Here is a 16,324-nt window from a genome sequence, read left to right as displayed (position 1 = left end):
GGGGCGAGGCGGTGCCGCCGTCCCGCCGCTGGGACGTCCCGCTGCCGGGGCCGCGGCGTACGCACCCGCTGGGGCCCGGCCAGCCGCCCGGCCCGGTGCAGGGCGGGCCACCCGGTCCGCAGCTGCGCAGTGCCGTCTCCCTGGGCGACCAGACGACGGCGCGGGTGGCGGATCTGGCGCCCCGGAGGCGCTGACGGTCCGCCGCACGGACCACCCGACGGGACCGCTGACGGACGCCGACGCGTCGTGGTCCGGTACGCGTGGTCGGTGCGGAAAGCGAGGAGAGGCGCCGGTCAGGCGTCGGGGCAGGTCGTCCCGGCGCCGCCCGGTGCCTTGAGGCCGGTGAGCGTCAGCATCAGCAGCCGGTCCGCGAGGCCGGGGTCGTCCGGCGACTGCTCGACGGCCAGGGAGATCGCGTTGGTCAGCTGCATCAGGTCCGTGATGCCCACGTCCTCGCGGACGGCCCCGGCGCTCTGGGCGCGGGCGAGCAGCCCGCTGCCCGCCTCGCGCATCGGCAGGCTGCACCGTGCCATCGCGGACGCCTCGTCGCTCTGCGCGGCCATCAGGGCGCGCGACAGCCCCCGGTAGGTGCTGGCGTGCGCCACGATGGCCCGCAGCCAGTCCACGAGCGCCCGGCAGGGCTCGGGCGAGGCCAGCAGCTCCCGGGAGCGGGTGAGCAGTCCGTCGACCTCGCCCTGGAAGACGGCGCTCATCAGGGCCGTGCGGTTGGGGAAGTGGCGGTAGAGCGTCCCGATACCGACGCCCGCGCGGCGGGCGATGTCCTCCAGGGAGGCGTCCGTGCCGTGTGCGGTGAAGGCCGTGCGGGCCTCCACGAGCAGCCGCTCGTAGTTGCGCCGCGCATCCGCGCGCATGGGACGTGGTGACGCCTGCGTGGTCTCCGTGGTCATTGCCGCCGATCCTCCCTGTGACTCCCCGCGAGTAAAGAATGCCACTGGCACGACCGCCAGGTTCCATCGTTCGGGGGACTGCACGGGGCCGTACGGCCCAGGACCACGCCCGGGAAACGCCCTGGGAACGCCTCGGGCCCGGCCGATGCGGCCGGGCCCGAAGACGTGCGCGAAGGGCTACGGGCGGGACGTCGGTCCCCGGCCCGTGTGGCGGCCCTTGTGCGTCAGTCCTTGATCTCGCAGATGGTGGCACCGGAGGAGACGGAGGCGCCGACCTCGGCGGTGATGCCCTTGACGGTGCCTGCCTTGTGGGCGTTGAGGGGCTGTTCCATCTTCATGGCCTCGAGGACGACGATGAGGTCGCCCGCGGCGACTTCCTGGCCTTCCTCGACGGCGACCTTGACGATGGTGCCCTGCATCGGGGAGGTCAGGGCGTCACCGGAGGCGGCGGAGCCGGCCTTCTTCGTGGCGCGGCGCTTGGGCTTGGCGCCTCCGGCCGCGGCGGTGCGGGCGATGGTCATGCCGAGCGAGGACGGGAGGGAGACCTCCAGGCGCTTGCCGCCGACCTCGACCACGACGGTCTCGCGGCCCGGTGCCTCTTCCTCGTCGGCGGCTGCACCGGCGAAGGGCTGGATCGTGTTGTCGAACTCCGTCTCGATCCAGCGGGTGTGGACCGTGAAGGGGTCGGAGGTGAAGGCGGGGTCCGCGACGACGGCCTGGTGGAAGGGGATGGCGGTGGCCATGCCCTCGACGGTGAACTCGCCCAGGGCGCGGGCCGCGCGCTGCAGGGCCTGCTCGCGGGTGGCGCCGGTGACGATCAGCTTGGCCAGCAGGGAGTCCCAGGCCGGGCCGATCACCGAGCCGGACTCCACGCCCGCGTCCAGGCGCACGCCCGGGCCCGTGGGCGCGTCGAAGCGGGTGACGGTGCCGGGGGCGGGCAGGAAGTTGCGGCCCGGGTCCTCGCCGTTGATGCGGAACTCGAAGGAGTGGCCGCGCAGCTGCGGGTCGTCGTAGCCGAGTTCCTCGCCGTCGGCGATGCGGAACATCTCGCGCACCAGGTCGATGCCGGTGACTTCCTCGGTGACCGGGTGCTCGACCTGCAGGCGGGTGTTGACCTCGAGGAAGGAGATCGTGCCGTCCTGGCCGACGAGGAACTCGCAGGTGCCCGCGCCCTCGTAGCCGGCCTCGCGGAGGATGGCCTTGGAGGCGCGGTAGAGCTCGGCGTTCTGCTCGTCCGTCAGGAACGGTGCGGGGGCCTCCTCCACGAGCTTCTGGTGGCGGCGCTGCAGGGAGCAGTCGCGGGTGGAGACGACCACGACGTTGCCGTGCTTGTCGGCCAGGCACTGGGTCTCGACGTGCCGGGGGCGGTCGAGGTAGCGCTCGACGAAGCACTCGCCGCGGCCGAAGGCGGCGACGGCCTCGCGGACGGCGGAGTCGTAGAGCTCGGGGACCTCTTCGAGGGTGCGGGCGACCTTCAGGCCGCGTCCGCCGCCGCCGAAGGCGGCCTTGATCGCGATCGGCAGGCCGTGCTCCTGAGCGAAGGCCACGACTTCCTCGGCACCGGAGACCGGGTCCGGGGTGCCCGCGACCAGCGGGGCGCCGGCGCGCTGGGCGATGTGGCGGGCGGCGACCTTGTCGCCCAGGTCGCGGATGGCCTGCGGGGGCGGACCGATCCAGGTCAGCCCGGCGTCGATGACGGCCTGCGCGAAGTCGGCGTTCTCGGACAGGAACCCGTACCCCGGGTGGATCGCGTCCGCGCCCGACTCGGCCGCTGCGGCCAGGACCTTGGCCACGTCGAGGTAGCTCGTGGCAGGCGTGTCACCGCCCAGCGCGTACGCCTCGTCGGCCACGCGGACGTGCAGAGCGTCCCGGTCCGGATCGGCGTAGACCGCCACACTCCCGATCCCGGCGTCCCGGCATGCACGAGCGACGCGGACAGCGATTTCGCCACGGTTGGCGATGAGCACCTTGCGCACGATGACTCCCTCCTTGAAACAAGGCGAGTTTAGGTACAGGCAACACTCCATGCCGACCCGACGTCCGGCGTGAGCTTGCCCACACAGAGTGTGAAAGGCGGTCCGGGCGCGGTCGTGAAATCCCAGTTCTCCCACCGTACGCCGGGTTCGCGGGTCGTCGGCGGCCCGGCCGTGTGGGCAAGGTCTCCGTCCGCGCTTCCGATCTTCGGCGTGGAATCTTTGTTGAGTCCCTACGAACGGGTGGCCCAAAGTTTGCGTGATCGCCGGACTGTCGCGGTGGACGCCGTGGATCTTTCTCCCCCTTGCTTCGGAGCCCCCTTCCCCTCGGGTGTACCCGTCAGTAGGGCCGAGCGCTCGCCTACTCGCAGGTAACCACTCGGTCGAGCCGGGTCCAGGCGGAGCGCGGCGGTCCGCTATCGGCGCGCCGGAGCGCCCCCGGCGCACTGACGGGCAGCCAGCCTTCCGGCCTCCGCCGCCACCTGGCGGAGCGTCTGCGTGAGCCGCCCCTTGCGCTCGTGGAACTCCGTCAGCGGGAGCGCGGCCGACACCGCCGTGATCGCGCCACCGGCCGCCGAAGGGACGGGCACGGCCACGCACGCCACTCCCGGCGCGCACTCCTCGACCTCCACGGCGACGCCGTCCCGTCGCACCCGGCGCAGCTCCCGGTCCAGCGTCTCGGGCGAGGTGATGGTGCGGGGCGTGATGGCGCGCATGCCCGTCGCGGTCAGATAGCGCAGGCGGGCGGCGCGGGGGAGGGCGGAGAGCAGCATCTTGCCGTGGGCGGTGGCGTGTCCGTCCTGGTCCTCGCTGACGGTGAACCCACCGGTGGGCACGGCGGCGGAGGTCCCGGCGAGGACGGCGATGCCGCCGTCCCGGTACGTGCTGAAGTAGGTGTCCGCGCCCGCCGCGCGCCGGGCCTGGAGCAGCAGTCCGTGCACCTCGTCGTCGAGGCGCATCTGGTGCTGGAAGGCGCGGTGCAGGGACGGTACGCGGTAGCCCAGGGTGTAGCCCCCGGCCGTGCGCGCCACGTGGCCCCGGGCCGTGAGGGCGCCCAGCAGCTCGTAGACCGTGGACAGGCCGCAGCCCGTGGCGCGGGCGAGCGCCTTGGCGGTCACCGGCCCGGCGGAGGCGGCCACGGCGTCGAGGACGTCGAGGGCGCGGTCCACGGACTGGGGCATGGCGGTGGCTCCTTCGGGCGGCGGCGGACGGTCGACCGGGGTGGCCGACCGTCCAGCTTGGCACAGCGGGTGCGGCTGGTTCGCCGGGTGCGCCTGCTGGGGTGCCTCGTGAGCTTCGTTCGCGGCTGCGGGTTGTCCGTGGCTGGGCGCGCAGTTCCCCGCGCCCCTGACGGGGCGCCCCGCTCTCAGCGCTTGAGCGGTGCCCGCTCTCGCAGCAGGTCGACGAAGGCGCGCATCCACGTCGGGTGGTCGTTCCACGCTCGCGCCGAGACCATGTTGCCGTCCACCACCGCGTTCGCGTCCACGAACGTCCCGCCGGCCAGCTGTACGTCGGGGGCGCACGCGGGCCACCCCGCCGTGCGGCGGCCCTGGAGGACGCCCAGGGGCGCGAGGGCGATGACCGCGTGGCAGATGTGCGCGACCGGCTTGTCCGCCGCGAAGAACGCCTTGATGATCCGCTGGAAGTCCGTGTTCATCCGCAGGAACTCCGGGGCCCGCCCGCCCGGGACGACCACGGCCGCGTAGTCCGCGGGGTTGACGTCGGCGAGCGCGACATCGGCGGGCCAGGTGTGGCCGGGCTTCTCGGTGTACGTGTCGAAGTCCGACACGAAGTCGTGCACCACGAACTGGAGCTTCTTCACGACGGGCGCGGCGATGTCCACGTCGTACCCCTCCTCCAGCAGCCGTTGGTAGGGGTACATCACCTCCAGGTCCTCCGCTGCGTCGCCGGTCGTGATCAGAATCCTCGGCATGGCTGGCGCTCCCTAGGGTCGGCTACCCCGGAATATGCGCCGTGGTGTCGGCCAGGAAACCGAACACGCGGGTTACCCCGGAGGCAAGGCGCCCCCCAAGTGGCCCAAGGAATGGTGACCGGCGCGCCCCGACCTCGTTCATGGGGCATGATCAAGCGCATTGCAGCCGCCGCCGCTCTCACCGGCGCCGCCCTGACCATGACCGCCACCGCCGCTTCGGCCGCCCCGATGCCGCAGCCGCCCGGTTCGAACGTGGGCGAGTTCGCCCCGCCGCAGACGGGTGCCCCGTCGCAGATGGCCGCGCCGGGTGCGCCGAGTGCGCCGAAGGCGCCCGACATGAGCATCTACCCGGGTGCGACGAATGAGCTCGGCAAGCTGAAGCAGATCGGGAAGGTGGCGCAGGTGACGGATGCGCTGGGGCCTGTGACGGGGTTGGCTTCGCCGCTGATCGGTGCGCTGCCGCTTTAGGGTTCGCCGGTTGTGCCTACTGGGGTGCCTCCTGAGGTCGGTGCGCGGCTGCGGGTCCGTTGTGGCTGGTCGCGCAGTTCCCCGCGCCCCTTAGGGCGTGCCCCCTTTCAGGGGCTACGCCCACAGGTCGGTGATCGTGATTCCCAGGTCCGCGAGGAGGGTGCGGAGGAGGGGGAGCGAGAGGCCGATGACATTGCCGTGGTCGCCGTCGATGCCCTCGACGAAGGGGGCGGAGCGGCCGTCGAGGGTGAAGGCGCCCGCGACGTGCAGCGGTTCGCCGGTGGCCACATAGGCGGCGATCTCGGCATCGCCGGGCTCGCCGAAGCGCACGGTCGTGGAGGCGGTCGCCGAGACCCGGCGGCCCGTGGCCGTGTCGATCACGCAGTGGCCGGTCCGGAGGACCCCGGACCGGCCGCGCATCGCCTTCCAGCGGGCCGTGGCCTCCTCGGCGTCCGCTGGCTTGCCGAGGGCCTGTCCGTCCAGCTCCAGCACCGAGTCGCAGCCCACGACCAGCGCCCCGGCGGCCTCCGGGCGGATGGCCACGGCCTCGGCCTTGGCCTCGGCCAGGACCCGCGCGAGCTCGCCGGGCGTCGGCGCGGACAGCACGTCCTCGTCCACCCCGCTCACGATCACCTCGGGCGCGAAACCCGCGCCGCGGAGCAGCCCGAGGCGGGCGGGGGACTGGGAAGCGAGGACGAGGCGTCGTGCGGCGGTCATGCCCGCCATCGTAGACACTCCCCGGAGGCCGCCTCCGCCGTCACTTGTCGAGCACGGCCTGCATGACCTTCTTGGCGATGGGGCCCGCGAGGCGGCCGCCGGAGATGTCCTCGCGGTCGATGTCCGAGCCCTCGGGGTCGATGAAGACCGCTACCGCGACCGGCGAACCGTCGCCCTGCTTGGCGTAGGAGACGAACCAGGCGTACGGCAGCTTCTCGTTGTTGACGCCGCGCTGTGCCGTGCCGGTCTTCCCGCCGACCGTGACGCCGTCGATGAGGGCCGCCTTGCCGGTGCCGTTCTCGGCGGTGTTCTCCATCATCGCCTGCACCTTGCGCGCCGTGTCGGCGGAGACGGCCTGGCTCATCGTCTCGGGCTTGTGCTTCTCCAGGACGGACAGGTCCGGGCCGCGCAGCTCCTCCACCATGTAGGGCTTCATCAGCTTGCCGTCGTTGGCGAGCGCCGCGGTCATCATGGCGATCTGGAGCGGGGTGCTGTCGAGCTGGCCCTGGCCCATGCCGGTCAGCGCGGTCTGCGGGCGGTCGAGCTTCTTGGGGTAGATGCTCTCGACCGCGCGCACCGGGATGTCGACCTTGGGGTTGTTGAAGCCGAACTTCTCCGCGGTCTCGCGCATCCTGTCGACGCCGATCTTGTCCGCCAGGTCGAGGAAGACGTTGTTGCACGACCACTGGAGGCCGGACTTCAGGGAGCCCTTCTCGCAGTCCGGGGTCTGCACGTCGTTGCGGACGTAGGTGTTGGTGAGCGGCAGCTTGTACGGGGTGGAGGCCTCGCCCTTGGCGTTGATGTCGGTGACGACGCCGTGCTCCAGGGCCGCCGCGGCGGTGAGGATCTTGAAGGTGGAGCCCGGCGGGTAGCGGTCCTTGAGCGCGCGGTTCAGCAGGGGCTTGCTCTTGTCGGCCTCCAGCTGCTTCCAGGCGGCCTCGTCCTTCTTGCGGTCCCCGGCGAAGACCGAGGGGTCGTACGAGGGCGTCGAGGCGAGGGCCAGCACCTTGCCGGTGCGCGGGTCGAGGGCGACGACGGCGCCCCGGTACTTCCCGAGGCCCTCGAAGGCCGCCTTCTGCGCCTTGGGGTTGATCGTGGTCACCACGTCGCCGCCCTTCGGCTTCTTGCCGGTGAGCATGTCGGTGGTGTGCTGGAAGAGCAGTCTGTCGTCGCGGCCGCTCAGCAGCTTGTCGTTGAGGTTCTCCAGCTGCGAGCTCGTGAAGATCTGCGAGGAGTAGCCGGTGACCGGGGCGTACATCGGGCCGTCCTTGTAGACCCGCTTGTACGTGAAGTCGCTGCCGGAGTTCTCCACCGAGCCCGTGATCGACTGGCCGCCCACGATGATGTTGCCGCGCGGCTGGGCGAAGGTGGCGATCCTCACCCGGCGGTTGTGCTCGTGCTCGGAGAGCTCCTTGTTGCGGACGAACTGCACCCATGTGGCCTGGGCCATGAGGGCGAGCACCAGCACCCCGATGAAGACGGATATGTGGCGCACGGGCTTGTTCATGAGTGACTGCGCTCCCGGTTTCGCGACATTTCACTGGTGATGACGTGAATGCCGGGAATTTGGTTGCGGGAGGGTAAAGAGAAGGGCAAAGAGAGCAGTCCGCTCAGGGACCCATCCCCAGCAGCAGGAACAGCACGAGCACGCCGACGGCCAGCACGAGGCCCGCCCGGCGGAGCATCGCCTGGACTTCGCGCAGCTCCTCGGGAGGCTCTTCGGGCGGATCCGACCACAGCATGGCTTCCATGCTGTGGCCGGACCGGCCCCGGGCGCCTGAGTACGCGTACTCAGACCTGCGACGTTCCGCCCGGCCCGGTCACGCGGGCCAGTACGACGTACGCCACGACCGCGGCCCCGGGCGGGGCGTGCGGCGTGCGATGACCCTGCGGGCCGGATCGGCCCACTCGGTGCGGGGGCTGTCCTCCGGCGCGGCGGCCGCCCGTGCCGCCGCGCGGGCCTGGACCACCGCCAGTGCGGCGGCCAGCTCCTCGGGTGTCGGATTGCCCCGTACGACCTTGATCATGGTCAGCTCCTCGGCAGGGGAGACGCGCCCGGACGCGCTCAGAGCGGGATGTTGCCGTGCTTCTTCGGCGGCAGCGCCTCGCGTTTGTCGCGCAGGGCGCGCAGCCCGCGCACGATGTGCGCGCGCGTCTCGTGCGGCATGACCACCGCGTCGACGTAACCGCGCTCGGCGGCCACGTACGGGTTGAGCAGTGTGTCCTCGTAGTCCGCGAGCAGCCGGGCGCGCAGCTCCTCCTGCTCCTCGGGGGAGCCGGCCTCCGCGAGCGTGCGCCGGTGCAGGATGTTGACCGCGCCCTGGGCGCCCATGACCGCGATCTGCGCGGTGGGCCACGCGAGGTTGAGGTCCGCGCCGAGGTGCTTGGAACCCATGACGTCGTACGCGCCGCCGAACGCCTTCCGGGTGATCACCGTGATCAGCGGCACCGTGGCCTCGGCGTACGCGTAGATCAGCTTGGCGCCGCGCCGGATGATGCCGCTGTACTCCTGGTCCGTGCCCGGGAGGAAGCCGGGCACGTCCACGAAGGTGAGCACGGGGACGTTGAACGCGTCGCAGGTGCGGACGAAGCGGGCCGCCTTCTCGCTCGCGTCGATGTCCAGGCAGCCCGCGAACTGCATCGGCTGGTTGGCGACCACGCCGACCGGGTGCCCCTCGACCCGCCCGAAGCCGGTGAGGATGTTCGGCGCGAACAGGGCCTGGGTCTCCAGGAACTCGCCGTCGTCCAGCACGTGCTCGATGGCGGTGTGCATGTCGTACGGCTGGTTCGCGGAGTCCGGGATCAGGACGTCGAGCTCGCGGTCGGCGTCCGACACCGCGAGGTCCGCCTCCTCGGGGTAGGCGGGCGGCTCGGAGAGGTTGTTGGACGGCAGGTACGACAGCAGCGCCTTGACGTACTCGACGGCGTCCTTCTCGTCGCCCGCCATGTGGTGCGCCACGCCCGAGGTGGTGTTGTGCGTGCGGGCGCCGCCCAGTTCCTCGAAACCGACGTCCTCGCCGGTGACCGTCTTGATGACGTCCGGGCCCGTGATGAACATGTGCGAGGTCTGGTCCACCATCACCGTGAAGTCCGTGATGGCCGGGGAGTAGACCGCGCCGCCCGCGCAGGGGCCCACGACCAGGGAGATCTGCGGGATCACGCCGGAGGCATGGGTGTTGCGGCGGAAGATCTCGCCGTACATGCCGAGCGCCATCACCCCCTCCTGGATGCGGGCGCCGCCGGAGTCGTTGATGCCGACGACCGGACAGCCGGTCTTCAGCGCGAAGTCCATCACCTTCATGATCTTCTGGCCGAAGACCTCGCCCAGCGAGCCGCCGAGCACGGTGAAGTCCTGCGAGAACACGGCGACCGTACGGCCGTCGACCGTGCCGTAGCCGGTGACGACACCGTCCCCGTACGGGCGGTTGCGCTCCATGCCGAAGTCGGTCGACCGGTGCCGGGCGAACTCGTCCAGCTCCACGAAGGAACCCTCGTCCAGCAGCAGTTCGACGCGCTCCCGGGCCGTCAGCTTGCCCTTCGCGTGCTGCTTCTCCACCGCCCGCGCGGAGCCCGCGTGCGTCGCCTCGTCGATCCGGCGCTGGAGGTCCGCGAGCTTGCCCGCAGTGGTGTGGATGTCGATGGCTTCGGATCCGCGCGTGGTTGCTGGCTCGGACATCGGGATGCGGCTCCTGCTCGTCCAGAGGGGTGGGCTTGGGCTACCGGTTCGTAGCGTATCGGCGCGGATGCGCAGCGGCAGTGCGTCGTTGGCCACACCTGTCCCACACCTGTCCCACACCTGTCCCACACCTGTCCCACCACCTGTCCCACCACCTGTCCCGCGCCGTCCCCTTCCCGTCATGTCCTGCCGTGGCTCCTATCGTGGCTCCCATGACTCCCCCGATGTCTTCTGACGACGCCCGCGGTCACGGCGGCCGCTGGTCCGACCTCGACCGCCCGCCACTCGCCGCCACCGCGCTCCGCCGCGCCCTGCTGCGGCCCGACGGGCTGTGGACCTCCCTCGACGTGGTCGCGCGGACCGGCTCCACCAACTCCGACCTGGTCGCCGCCGCTTCGGCGGGCACCGCGCGGGAGGGCGCGGTCCTCGTCGCCGAGGAGCAGTCCGCCGGGCGCGGGCGGCTGGACCGCACCTGGTCGGCGCCGCCGCGCTCGGGGCTCTTCTTCTCCGTGCTCCTCACCCCCGGCCCCGGCGTGCCCGCCGAGCGCTGGGGCTGGCTGCCCCTCCTCGCGGGCGTCGCCACCGCCTCCGCGCTCGCCCGGACCGCGGGCGTCGACACGGCCCTGAAGTGGCCCAACGATCTGCTGGTCACCGTGGACGGCCAGGAGCGCAAGGCGGGCGGCATCCTCGCCGAGCGCGCCGGTGACAGCGTTGTCGTCGGTATCGGCCTGAACGTGACGCTGCGCGCCGACGAACTCCCCGTCCCCACCGCGGGCTCGCTGGCCCTGGCCGGGGCGCGCGGCACGGACCGCGACCCGCTGCTGCGGGCCGTGCTGCGCTCCCTGGAGGAGTGGTACGGCGCCTGGCGGCGCGCCGGAGGCGACCCCGGCGCGAGCCGCCTGCGGGAGGCGTACGCGGCGGGCTGCGCCACGCTCGGCCGGACCGTACGGGCCGAACTGCCCGGCGGACGCGAGCTGGTCGGGGAAGCTGTGGCCGTGGACGGGGACGGCCGGCTGGTGCTGGCGACGGGCGAGGGCGTGCAGCGTCCGGTGGGCGCGGGCGACATCGTTCATCTGCGCCCCGCCCCGTCGGAAGAGTGAGCTACGGCACACCTGTCGTATCGTTGTGCCCGGAACCTAAGCGAGCAGTGATCGGCAGGGCAGTGCGCACGGATCGGACAGGGGGCGGGCGGTGACCGCCGACGGTGGGGGTGCCTCCCGTGCCGTTGAGGCCACGGGAGAGGCCACGGGGGACAACAGTGCTGCGCGTGAGGACTCCGGTGCGGAGTCCGGAGCGGAACCCGGTGCCGGGAACGGCAACAGCAACGGCACGGGCGGGGTCGCGAGAGGCGCGCGGGGGTCCGCGGCCAAGGGCGTCGAGGAGTACGGCGACGAGGAGGGCGACCCCATCGCCCTGCGGCTGGAGTCGCTGATCCTCGGTGCCGAGCGCCGCTACACCCCCTTCCAGGCCGCGCGCGCGGCCGGGGTCTCCATGGACCTGGCCGCCCGCTTCTGGCGCGCCATGGGCTTCGCCGACATCGGCCAGGCCCGCGCCCTGACCGAGGCGGACGTGCTGGCCCTGCGGCGGCTCGCGGGCCTGGTGGAGGCCGGGCTGCTCAGCGAGCCCATGGCCGTGCAGGTCGCCCGGTCCACCGGGCAGACCACGGCCCGGCTCGCCGACTGGCAGATCGACTCCTTCCTGGAGGGCCTGACCGAGCCTCAGGAGCCGGGCATGACCCGGACGGAGATCACCTACCCGCTCGTCGAACTGCTGCTGCCCGAGCTGGAGGAGTTCCTCATCTACGTCTGGCGACGGCAGCTCGCCGCCGCCACCGGCCGCGTCGTCCAGGCGCAGGACGACGCGGAGATGGTCGACCGCAGGCTGGCCGTGGGCTTCGCCGACCTCGTGGGCTTCACCCGCCTGACGCGCCGTCTGGAGGAGGAGGAGCTGGGCGAGCTCGTCGAGGCGTTCGAGACGACCGCCGCCGACCTCGTGGCCGCGCACGGCGGACGCCTCATCAAGACCCTCGGCGACGAGGTGCTCTACGCGGCCGACGACGCGGGCACCGCCGCCGAGATCGGCCTGCGCCTGATCGAGACCATGACCCACGACGAGACCATGCCGGAGCTGCGCGTGGGAATGGCCTTCGGCACGGTCACGACGCGCATGGGCGACGTCTTCGGCACGACGGTGAACCTGGCGTCGCGGCTGACGTCGATAGCGCCGAAGGACGCGGTCCTCGTCGACAGCGCGTTCGCGGAGGAGCTCGCGCGGGCCGGGGACGCGCCGAAGTCGGAGGCGGAGGTGGGGCCGGAGACGGAGTCCCAGTACCGCTTTGCGCTGCAGCCGATGTGGCAGAGGCCGGTGCGGGGGCTGGGCGTCGTGGAGCCTTGGCTCCTCACGCGGCGCGGCTGACCCGGGGCTCCGCCCCGGAACCCCCGCCTACCGGGGTGGGTTGTCCGCCCGGTGTGCGTCTGCGGCTCGGTGGGGGCTTGTCGCGCCCACGCGGCGGAGCCGCACAATGTCACAGCCCCGCGCCCCTGAAGGGGGCGGGGCTGGTGCAAGCGCAGCGCGGGCGCGTAGGTTCACGACCGTTAACCGAGGCGCACCCAGGGAGGGCCCGATGGAAGAGCAGCGGTTCGGCGAGTGGATCGCGGTCCGGCGACATGACCACCATGTCGCCGAGCTCGTACTCGACCGCCCCAAAGCCATGAACGCCGTCTCCCAGGAGATGGCGACCCGCGTCGCGGAGGCCACCGCCGCCCTCGCCGCCGACAGGAGCGTCCGGGCCGTCGTCCTCACGTCCACCCACGAGCGGGCCTTCTGCGTCGGTGCCGACCTGAAGGAGCGCAACTCCCTCTCCGACGCCGAGATGGTGCGGCAGCGCCCGTACGCCCGCGCCTGCTACACCGGCGTGCTGGAGCTGCCGGTGCCGACGATCGCGGCGGTGCACGGCTTCGCGCTGGGCGGCGGGTTCGAGCTGGCGCTGTCCTGCGATGTGATCGTGGCGGACAGCACGGCCGTGGTGGGGCTGCCCGAGGTGTCGGTCGGTGTGATCCCGGGCGGTGGCGGCACCCAGCTGCTGCCGCGCCGCGTCGGTGCCGCGCGGGCGGCCGAGCTGATCTTCACGGCGCGGCGGGTCCCGGCGGCGGAGGCCCTCGCCCTGGGCCTGGTCGACGAGCTCGTGGACGAGGGCCAGGACCGTACGGAGGCGCTCGCGCTGGCCGCGCGCATGGCGGCGAACTCCCCGGTGGGCCTGCGCGCCGCCAAGCGCGCCCTGCGCCTGGGGCACGGGCTCGACCTGCGGACGGGCCTGGAGGTCGAGGACGCCGCCTGGCGCGCGGTGGCCTTCTCCGCCGACCGTGCCGAGGGCGTGGCGGCGTTCAACGAGAAGCGCACGCCCGACTGGCCGGGCGAGTGACGCGGAGCGGGGCAATAGCCCTGTAAATACCCCGTAGCGGCCCGTAACGGCCCTGGTCGGAGGCCGTAGCGGAAGGCCGTCATCCGGTCATGCGGCAGAACGCGCACAACGTTCTTACGCTGGGTGCAGAAAGCGCGCGGCGACGGGATGTGAGGCACGGGTGGCACAAGGCGGGGAGTGCGACGTTCGGCTGGGCGCCGTGGTGGAGCTCGCACAGGCGATGGCGGCGGCACAGTCCCCGCTGGAGTCCGTGGGCGCGGCCGCCGAGCGGGCCCGGAGCGCACTGGGGGGCACGTTCGCCGCCATCTCCACGTGGGAGCGGGGGCACGGGCGGCTGCGGGTCCTGGTGAACGCGGGCGAGCTCGCCGAGGGCGAGGAACGGTATCCGGACGACGAGTCGTACCCGGTGCACGACTTCCCCGAGATCGCCGAGTTCCTGCACGAGGAGTGGGCCGGGGGCGGCTCCGGCCCCCGCGCCTGGGTGGAGTGCGCGGACGAGAGCGAGGGGGCCGAGGAGGCCGGTGCGTACGGCCCGAACGGCCCGAACGGCTTGGAGGGCCCGTACCGTCGGCTCGCGGCCGTTCCCGGGGGCAGCTGGAAGCGGGTCGCCGCGCTGCGGCGGCGCGGGCGGGGCTGCTGCGTGGTCGCCCCGATCGTGCTGCACGGGCGGGCCTGGGGCGAGCTCTACGTGGCCCGGCCGCCCGGAGCGCAGCCCTTCGACCGTACGGACGCGGACTTCGCGACCGTGCTCGCGGCCGTCGCGGCGGCGGGCATAGCCCAGACCGAGCGGCTGGAGGAGGTGCGCAGGCTCGCCTTCACCGACCCGCTCACGGGCCTCGGCAACCGCCGTGCCGTCGACGCCCGCCTGGACGAGGCCGTGGAGCGGCACCTCACGGAGGGCGCCGTCGTCAGCCTCGTCGTGTGCGACCTCAACGGCCTCAAGCGGGTCAACGACACCCTGGGCCACGCGGTGGGGGACCGGCTGCTGGAACGGTTCGGCTCGGTGCTGTCCCTGTGCGGCGCGATGCTCCCGGGGACGTTGGCGGCACGGCTCGGCGGTGACGAGTTCTGCCTGGTGACCGTGGGGCCCGGGGCGGACGAGGTGGTGCGCGTGGCCGGTGAACTGTGCCGCCGGGCCGCCGACTTGGAGCTGGGCGAGGGCGTCGCGTGCGGCGTGGCCTCGACGGGCGACCCGATCGGGCCCGTACGGTCGGCCCGGCGGCTGTTCCGGCTGGCCGACGCCGCGCAGTACCGGGCGAAGGCGGTGCTCGCAGAGAAGCCGGTCGTCGCCGGCCGCGAGGGGCTCGGGGACCAGGCGGTGGAACTCGCGGACCACCCGCCCGAGCCGGCCGCCGCGGAGCGGCGGATCTTCCGCGGGCGTGGGTGATGGGCGCCCCGTAAGGGGCGCGAGGAACGGCGCGACCAGCCACACGCGGCCCGCGCTCGCCGGACGGGCACGGTGGACCGAGCTCGTAGGCGCCACCGGTATGCCAGGCGCAGCCGTCAGCGTTGGACCTGGCAGAAGCCCGTTTTCCGCTACCTAGTGACAGGTCGCGATTCAGTCTCTAGGGTGCCTGAATATGGATATGCACACTGTGGTGGTGGGGACGGCCGGGACGACCGCGGACGACGTGATCGCCGTGGCGCGTAACGGCGCGCGCGTCGTCGTGTCCGAGGAAGCGCTGGCCGCCGTCGCCGCTTCCCGGCAGGTCATCGACGACCTCGCCGCCAAGCCCGACCCCGTCTACGGCGTCTCCACCGGCTTCGGTGCCCTCGCCGTCCGCCACATCAGCCCCGAGCTGCGTGCCCAGCTCCAGCGCAACATCGTGCGCTCGCACGCGGCGGGCATGGGCCCGCGCGTCGAGCGCGAGGTCGTCCGCGCGCTGATGTTCCTGCGACTGAAGACCCTCGCCTCCGGCCGTACGGGCGTACGCCCCCTGGTCGTCGAGACGATGGCGGCGATCCTCAACGCGGGCATCACCCCGGTCGTGCACGAGTACGGCTCCCTCGGCTGTTCCGGGGACCTCGCGCCGCTCTCCCACTGCGCGCTCACCCTCATGGGCGAGGGCGACGCGGAGGGCCCCGACGGTGTCGTGCGCCCGGCCGCGGAGCTGCTCGCCGCCCACGGCATCGAGCCGGTCGAACTGCGCGAGAAGGAGGGGCTCGCGCTCCTCAACGGCACCGACGGCATGCTCGGCATGCTGGTCATGGCCTGCGCGGACCTCGCCGGACTGCTCACCTCCGCCGACATCACGGCCGCGCTCTCCCTGGAGGCGCTGCTGGGCTCCGAGAAGGTCCTCGCGCCCGAGCTGCACGCCATCCGCCCGCACCCCGGCCAGGGCGCCAGCGCCGACAACATGCTGCGCGTGCTCGCCGGTTCGGGGCTCACCGGGCACCACCAGGACGACGCGCCGCGCGTCCAGGACGCGTACTCCATCCGCTGCGCCCCGCAGGTCGCGGGCGCGGGCCGGGACACCCTCGCGCACGCCCGGCTGGTCGCCGACCGCGAGCTGGCCGCCGCCGTCGACAACCCCGTCGTCCTGCCGGACGGCCGCGTCGAGTCCAACGGCAACTTCCACGGCGCGCCCGTCGCGTACGTCCTGGACTTCCTCGCCATCGCCGCCGCCGACCTGGCGTCGATCGCCGAGCGCCGCACCGACCGACTGCTCGACAAGAACCGCTCGCACGGCCTGCCGCCGTTCCTGGCGGGTGACGCGGGTGTCGACTCCGGCCTGATGATCGCGCAGTACACCCAGGCCGCCCTGGTCAGCGAGATGAAGCGGCTCGCCGTGCCGGCGTCCGTGGACTCGATCCCGTCCTCCGCGATGCAGGAGGACCACGTCTCGATGGGCTGGTCCGCGGCACGCAAGCTGCGGACGGCCGTCGCCGCCCTCACGCGCGTCGTCGCGGTCGAACTGGTCGCCGCCACGCGCGCGATCGAGCTCCGCGCGGGCCTGACGCCGTCCCCGGCCTCCCAGGCGGTCCTCAAGGCGGTACGCGCCGCAGGCGTCGAGGGCCCGGGCGAAGACCGCTTCCTGGCGCCGGACTTGGCGGCGGCGGAGTCCTTCGTCAGGGAAGGCGCACTGGTGACGGCGGCGGAGACGGTGACGGGGCGTCTGGCCTGACCCGTTGGTGGCTCCGTCCACCGTCTTGCGGCTTCCCCGCCGTTGCCGCCTGTGGCGGGAGCGTCCTGCGGACGCGTCCTCAATCGCCGGACGGGCTTGGTGG

General features: G+C 72.7%; 15 protein-coding genes and 1 pseudogene. 7 read left to right on the top strand and 9 right to left on the bottom strand.

Annotation, left to right across the window (positions count from 1 at the left end; genetic code table 11):
* Positions 1–194 (top strand): annotated as a pseudogene (locus K6I34_RS14895) (DeoR family transcriptional regulator); the annotation flags it as partial.
* A 99-nt stretch (positions 195–293) separates the two neighbouring features.
* On the opposite strand, the gene K6I34_RS14890 reads toward K6I34_RS14895, so the two are convergent.
* The 4 genes from K6I34_RS14890 to K6I34_RS14875 all read right to left on the bottom strand — a co-directional run bounded on the left by K6I34_RS14890 (position 294) and on the right by K6I34_RS14875 (position 4,814).
* Positions 294–908: a TetR/AcrR family transcriptional regulator gene (locus tag K6I34_RS14890; protein WP_374230924.1), complete on the bottom strand. Its 615-nt coding sequence runs from the start codon at positions 906–908 to the stop codon at positions 294–296.
* Between the two features lie 224 nt (positions 909–1,132).
* Positions 1,133–2,884 carry a biotin carboxylase N-terminal domain-containing protein gene (locus K6I34_RS14885; protein ID WP_229326192.1) on the bottom strand — a complete coding sequence of 584 codons (1,752 nt, stop codon included), beginning with the start codon at positions 2,882–2,884 and terminating at the stop codon, positions 1,133–1,135.
* A gap of 413 nt (positions 2,885–3,297) precedes the next feature.
* A complete protein-coding gene (locus K6I34_RS14880) occupies positions 3,298–4,062 on the bottom strand; it encodes an IclR family transcriptional regulator (RefSeq protein WP_229326190.1) in 765 nt (254 codons plus the stop codon).
* Positions 4,063–4,247: 185 nt separating this feature from the next.
* Positions 4,248–4,814 carry a DJ-1/PfpI family protein gene (locus tag K6I34_RS14875; RefSeq protein WP_229326188.1) on the bottom strand — a complete coding sequence of 189 codons (567 nt, stop codon included), beginning with the start codon at positions 4,812–4,814 and terminating at the stop codon, positions 4,248–4,250.
* Between the two features lie 147 nt (positions 4,815–4,961).
* Here K6I34_RS14875 and K6I34_RS14870 point away from each other — a divergent pair, with 147 nt between their 5' ends.
* A complete protein-coding gene (locus K6I34_RS14870; protein ID WP_229326186.1) occupies positions 4,962–5,282 on the top strand; it encodes a hypothetical protein in 321 nt (106 codons plus the stop codon).
* Between the two features lie 114 nt (positions 5,283–5,396).
* Here the strand turns inward: K6I34_RS14870 and K6I34_RS14865 are convergent, their stop codons facing one another.
* From K6I34_RS14865 to K6I34_RS14850, 5 genes are all read right to left on the bottom strand, one after another.
* Positions 5,397–6,008 (bottom strand): nucleoside triphosphate pyrophosphatase, encoded by a 612-nt coding sequence (locus K6I34_RS14865; protein ID WP_229326184.1) that lies wholly within the window; start codon positions 6,006–6,008, stop codon positions 5,397–5,399.
* A 31-nt stretch (positions 6,009–6,039) separates the two neighbouring features.
* On the bottom strand, positions 6,040–7,506 hold the full coding sequence (locus K6I34_RS14860; RefSeq protein WP_229326182.1) for a penicillin-binding protein 2: 1,467 nt from the start codon (positions 7,504–7,506) through the stop codon (positions 6,040–6,042).
* Between the two features lie 103 nt (positions 7,507–7,609).
* Complete coding sequence (gene mmpB / locus K6I34_RS38295; RefSeq protein WP_275127068.1) at positions 7,610–7,741, bottom strand: morphogenic membrane protein MmpB; 132 nt, start codon at positions 7,739–7,741, stop codon at positions 7,610–7,612.
* A 78-nt stretch (positions 7,742–7,819) separates the two neighbouring features.
* Positions 7,820–8,026: an acyl-CoA carboxylase subunit epsilon gene (locus tag K6I34_RS14855; RefSeq protein WP_229326180.1), complete on the bottom strand. Its 207-nt coding sequence runs from the start codon at positions 8,024–8,026 to the stop codon at positions 7,820–7,822.
* Positions 8,027–8,064: 38 nt separating this feature from the next.
* Positions 8,065–9,675: an acyl-CoA carboxylase subunit beta gene (locus tag K6I34_RS14850; protein WP_229326178.1), complete on the bottom strand. Its 1,611-nt coding sequence runs from the start codon at positions 9,673–9,675 to the stop codon at positions 8,065–8,067.
* A 224-nt stretch (positions 9,676–9,899) separates the two neighbouring features.
* On the opposite strand from K6I34_RS14850, the gene K6I34_RS14845 reads away from it, so the two are divergent.
* The 5 genes from K6I34_RS14845 to hutH all read left to right on the top strand — a co-directional run bounded on the left by K6I34_RS14845 (position 9,900) and on the right by hutH (position 16,221).
* A complete protein-coding gene (locus tag K6I34_RS14845; RefSeq protein ID WP_374230923.1) occupies positions 9,900–10,775 on the top strand; it encodes a biotin--[acetyl-CoA-carboxylase] ligase in 876 nt (291 codons plus the stop codon).
* 91 nt (positions 10,776–10,866) lie between these two features.
* Positions 10,867–12,090: an adenylate/guanylate cyclase domain-containing protein gene (locus K6I34_RS14840; RefSeq protein WP_229326175.1), complete on the top strand. Its 1,224-nt coding sequence runs from the start codon at positions 10,867–10,869 to the stop codon at positions 12,088–12,090.
* A gap of 208 nt (positions 12,091–12,298) precedes the next feature.
* A complete protein-coding gene (locus K6I34_RS14835; RefSeq protein ID WP_229326173.1) occupies positions 12,299–13,096 on the top strand; it encodes an enoyl-CoA hydratase/isomerase family protein in 798 nt (265 codons plus the stop codon).
* A gap of 220 nt (positions 13,097–13,316) precedes the next feature.
* Entirely contained in the window at positions 13,317–14,483 is a 1,167-nt protein-coding gene (locus K6I34_RS14830) for a GGDEF domain-containing protein (protein ID WP_229326196.1), read from the top strand.
* Between the two features lie 199 nt (positions 14,484–14,682).
* Positions 14,683–16,221, top strand: coding sequence for a histidine ammonia-lyase (hutH, locus tag K6I34_RS14825; RefSeq protein WP_229326194.1), 1,539 nt, complete (start codon positions 14,683–14,685; stop codon positions 16,219–16,221).
* Positions 16,222–16,324 lie beyond the last annotated feature (103 nt).

This window comes from Streptomyces sp. UNOC14_S4, from assembly GCF_020740835.1.
Taxonomy (GTDB): domain Bacteria; phylum Actinomycetota; class Actinomycetes; order Streptomycetales; family Streptomycetaceae; genus Streptomyces.
This window is presented reverse-complemented; position numbering and strand designations above follow the sequence as displayed.

What these genes read in the sequence shown, in the direction of transcription:
- K6I34_RS14830 (WP_229326196.1), top strand. Translation starts at nt 13,317, where the DNA reads ATGGCGGCGGCACAGTCCCCGCTGGAGTCCGTGGGCGCGGCCGCCGAG.
- mmpB (WP_275127068.1), bottom strand. Translation starts at nt 7,741, where the DNA reads ATGCTGTGGTCGGATCCGCCCGAAGAGCCTCCCGAGGAGCTGCGCGAA.
- K6I34_RS14875 (WP_229326188.1), bottom strand. Translation starts at nt 4,814, where the DNA reads ATGCCGAGGATTCTGATCACGACCGGCGACGCAGCGGAGGACCTGGAG.
- K6I34_RS14855 (WP_229326180.1), bottom strand. Translation starts at nt 8,026, where the DNA reads ATGATCAAGGTCGTACGGGGCAATCCGACACCCGAGGAGCTGGCCGCC.
- K6I34_RS14845 (WP_374230923.1), top strand. Translation starts at nt 9,900, where the DNA reads ATGTCTTCTGACGACGCCCGCGGTCACGGCGGCCGCTGGTCCGACCTC.
- K6I34_RS14890 (WP_374230924.1), bottom strand. Translation starts at nt 908, where the DNA reads ATGACCACGGAGACCACGCAGGCGTCACCACGTCCCATGCGCGCGGAT.
- K6I34_RS14850 (WP_229326178.1), bottom strand. Translation starts at nt 9,675, where the DNA reads ATGTCCGAGCCAGCAACCACGCGCGGATCCGAAGCCATCGACATCCAC.
- K6I34_RS14835 (WP_229326173.1), top strand. Translation starts at nt 12,299, where the DNA reads ATGGAAGAGCAGCGGTTCGGCGAGTGGATCGCGGTCCGGCGACATGAC.
- K6I34_RS14880 (WP_229326190.1), bottom strand. Translation starts at nt 4,062, where the DNA reads ATGCCCCAGTCCGTGGACCGCGCCCTCGACGTCCTCGACGCCGTGGCC.
- hutH (WP_229326194.1), top strand. Translation starts at nt 14,683, where the DNA reads ATGCACACTGTGGTGGTGGGGACGGCCGGGACGACCGCGGACGACGTG.
- K6I34_RS14860 (WP_229326182.1), bottom strand. Translation starts at nt 7,506, where the DNA reads ATGAACAAGCCCGTGCGCCACATATCCGTCTTCATCGGGGTGCTGGTG.
- K6I34_RS14870 (WP_229326186.1), top strand. Translation starts at nt 4,962, where the DNA reads ATGATCAAGCGCATTGCAGCCGCCGCCGCTCTCACCGGCGCCGCCCTG.
- K6I34_RS14865 (WP_229326184.1), bottom strand. Translation starts at nt 6,008, where the DNA reads ATGGCGGGCATGACCGCCGCACGACGCCTCGTCCTCGCTTCCCAGTCC.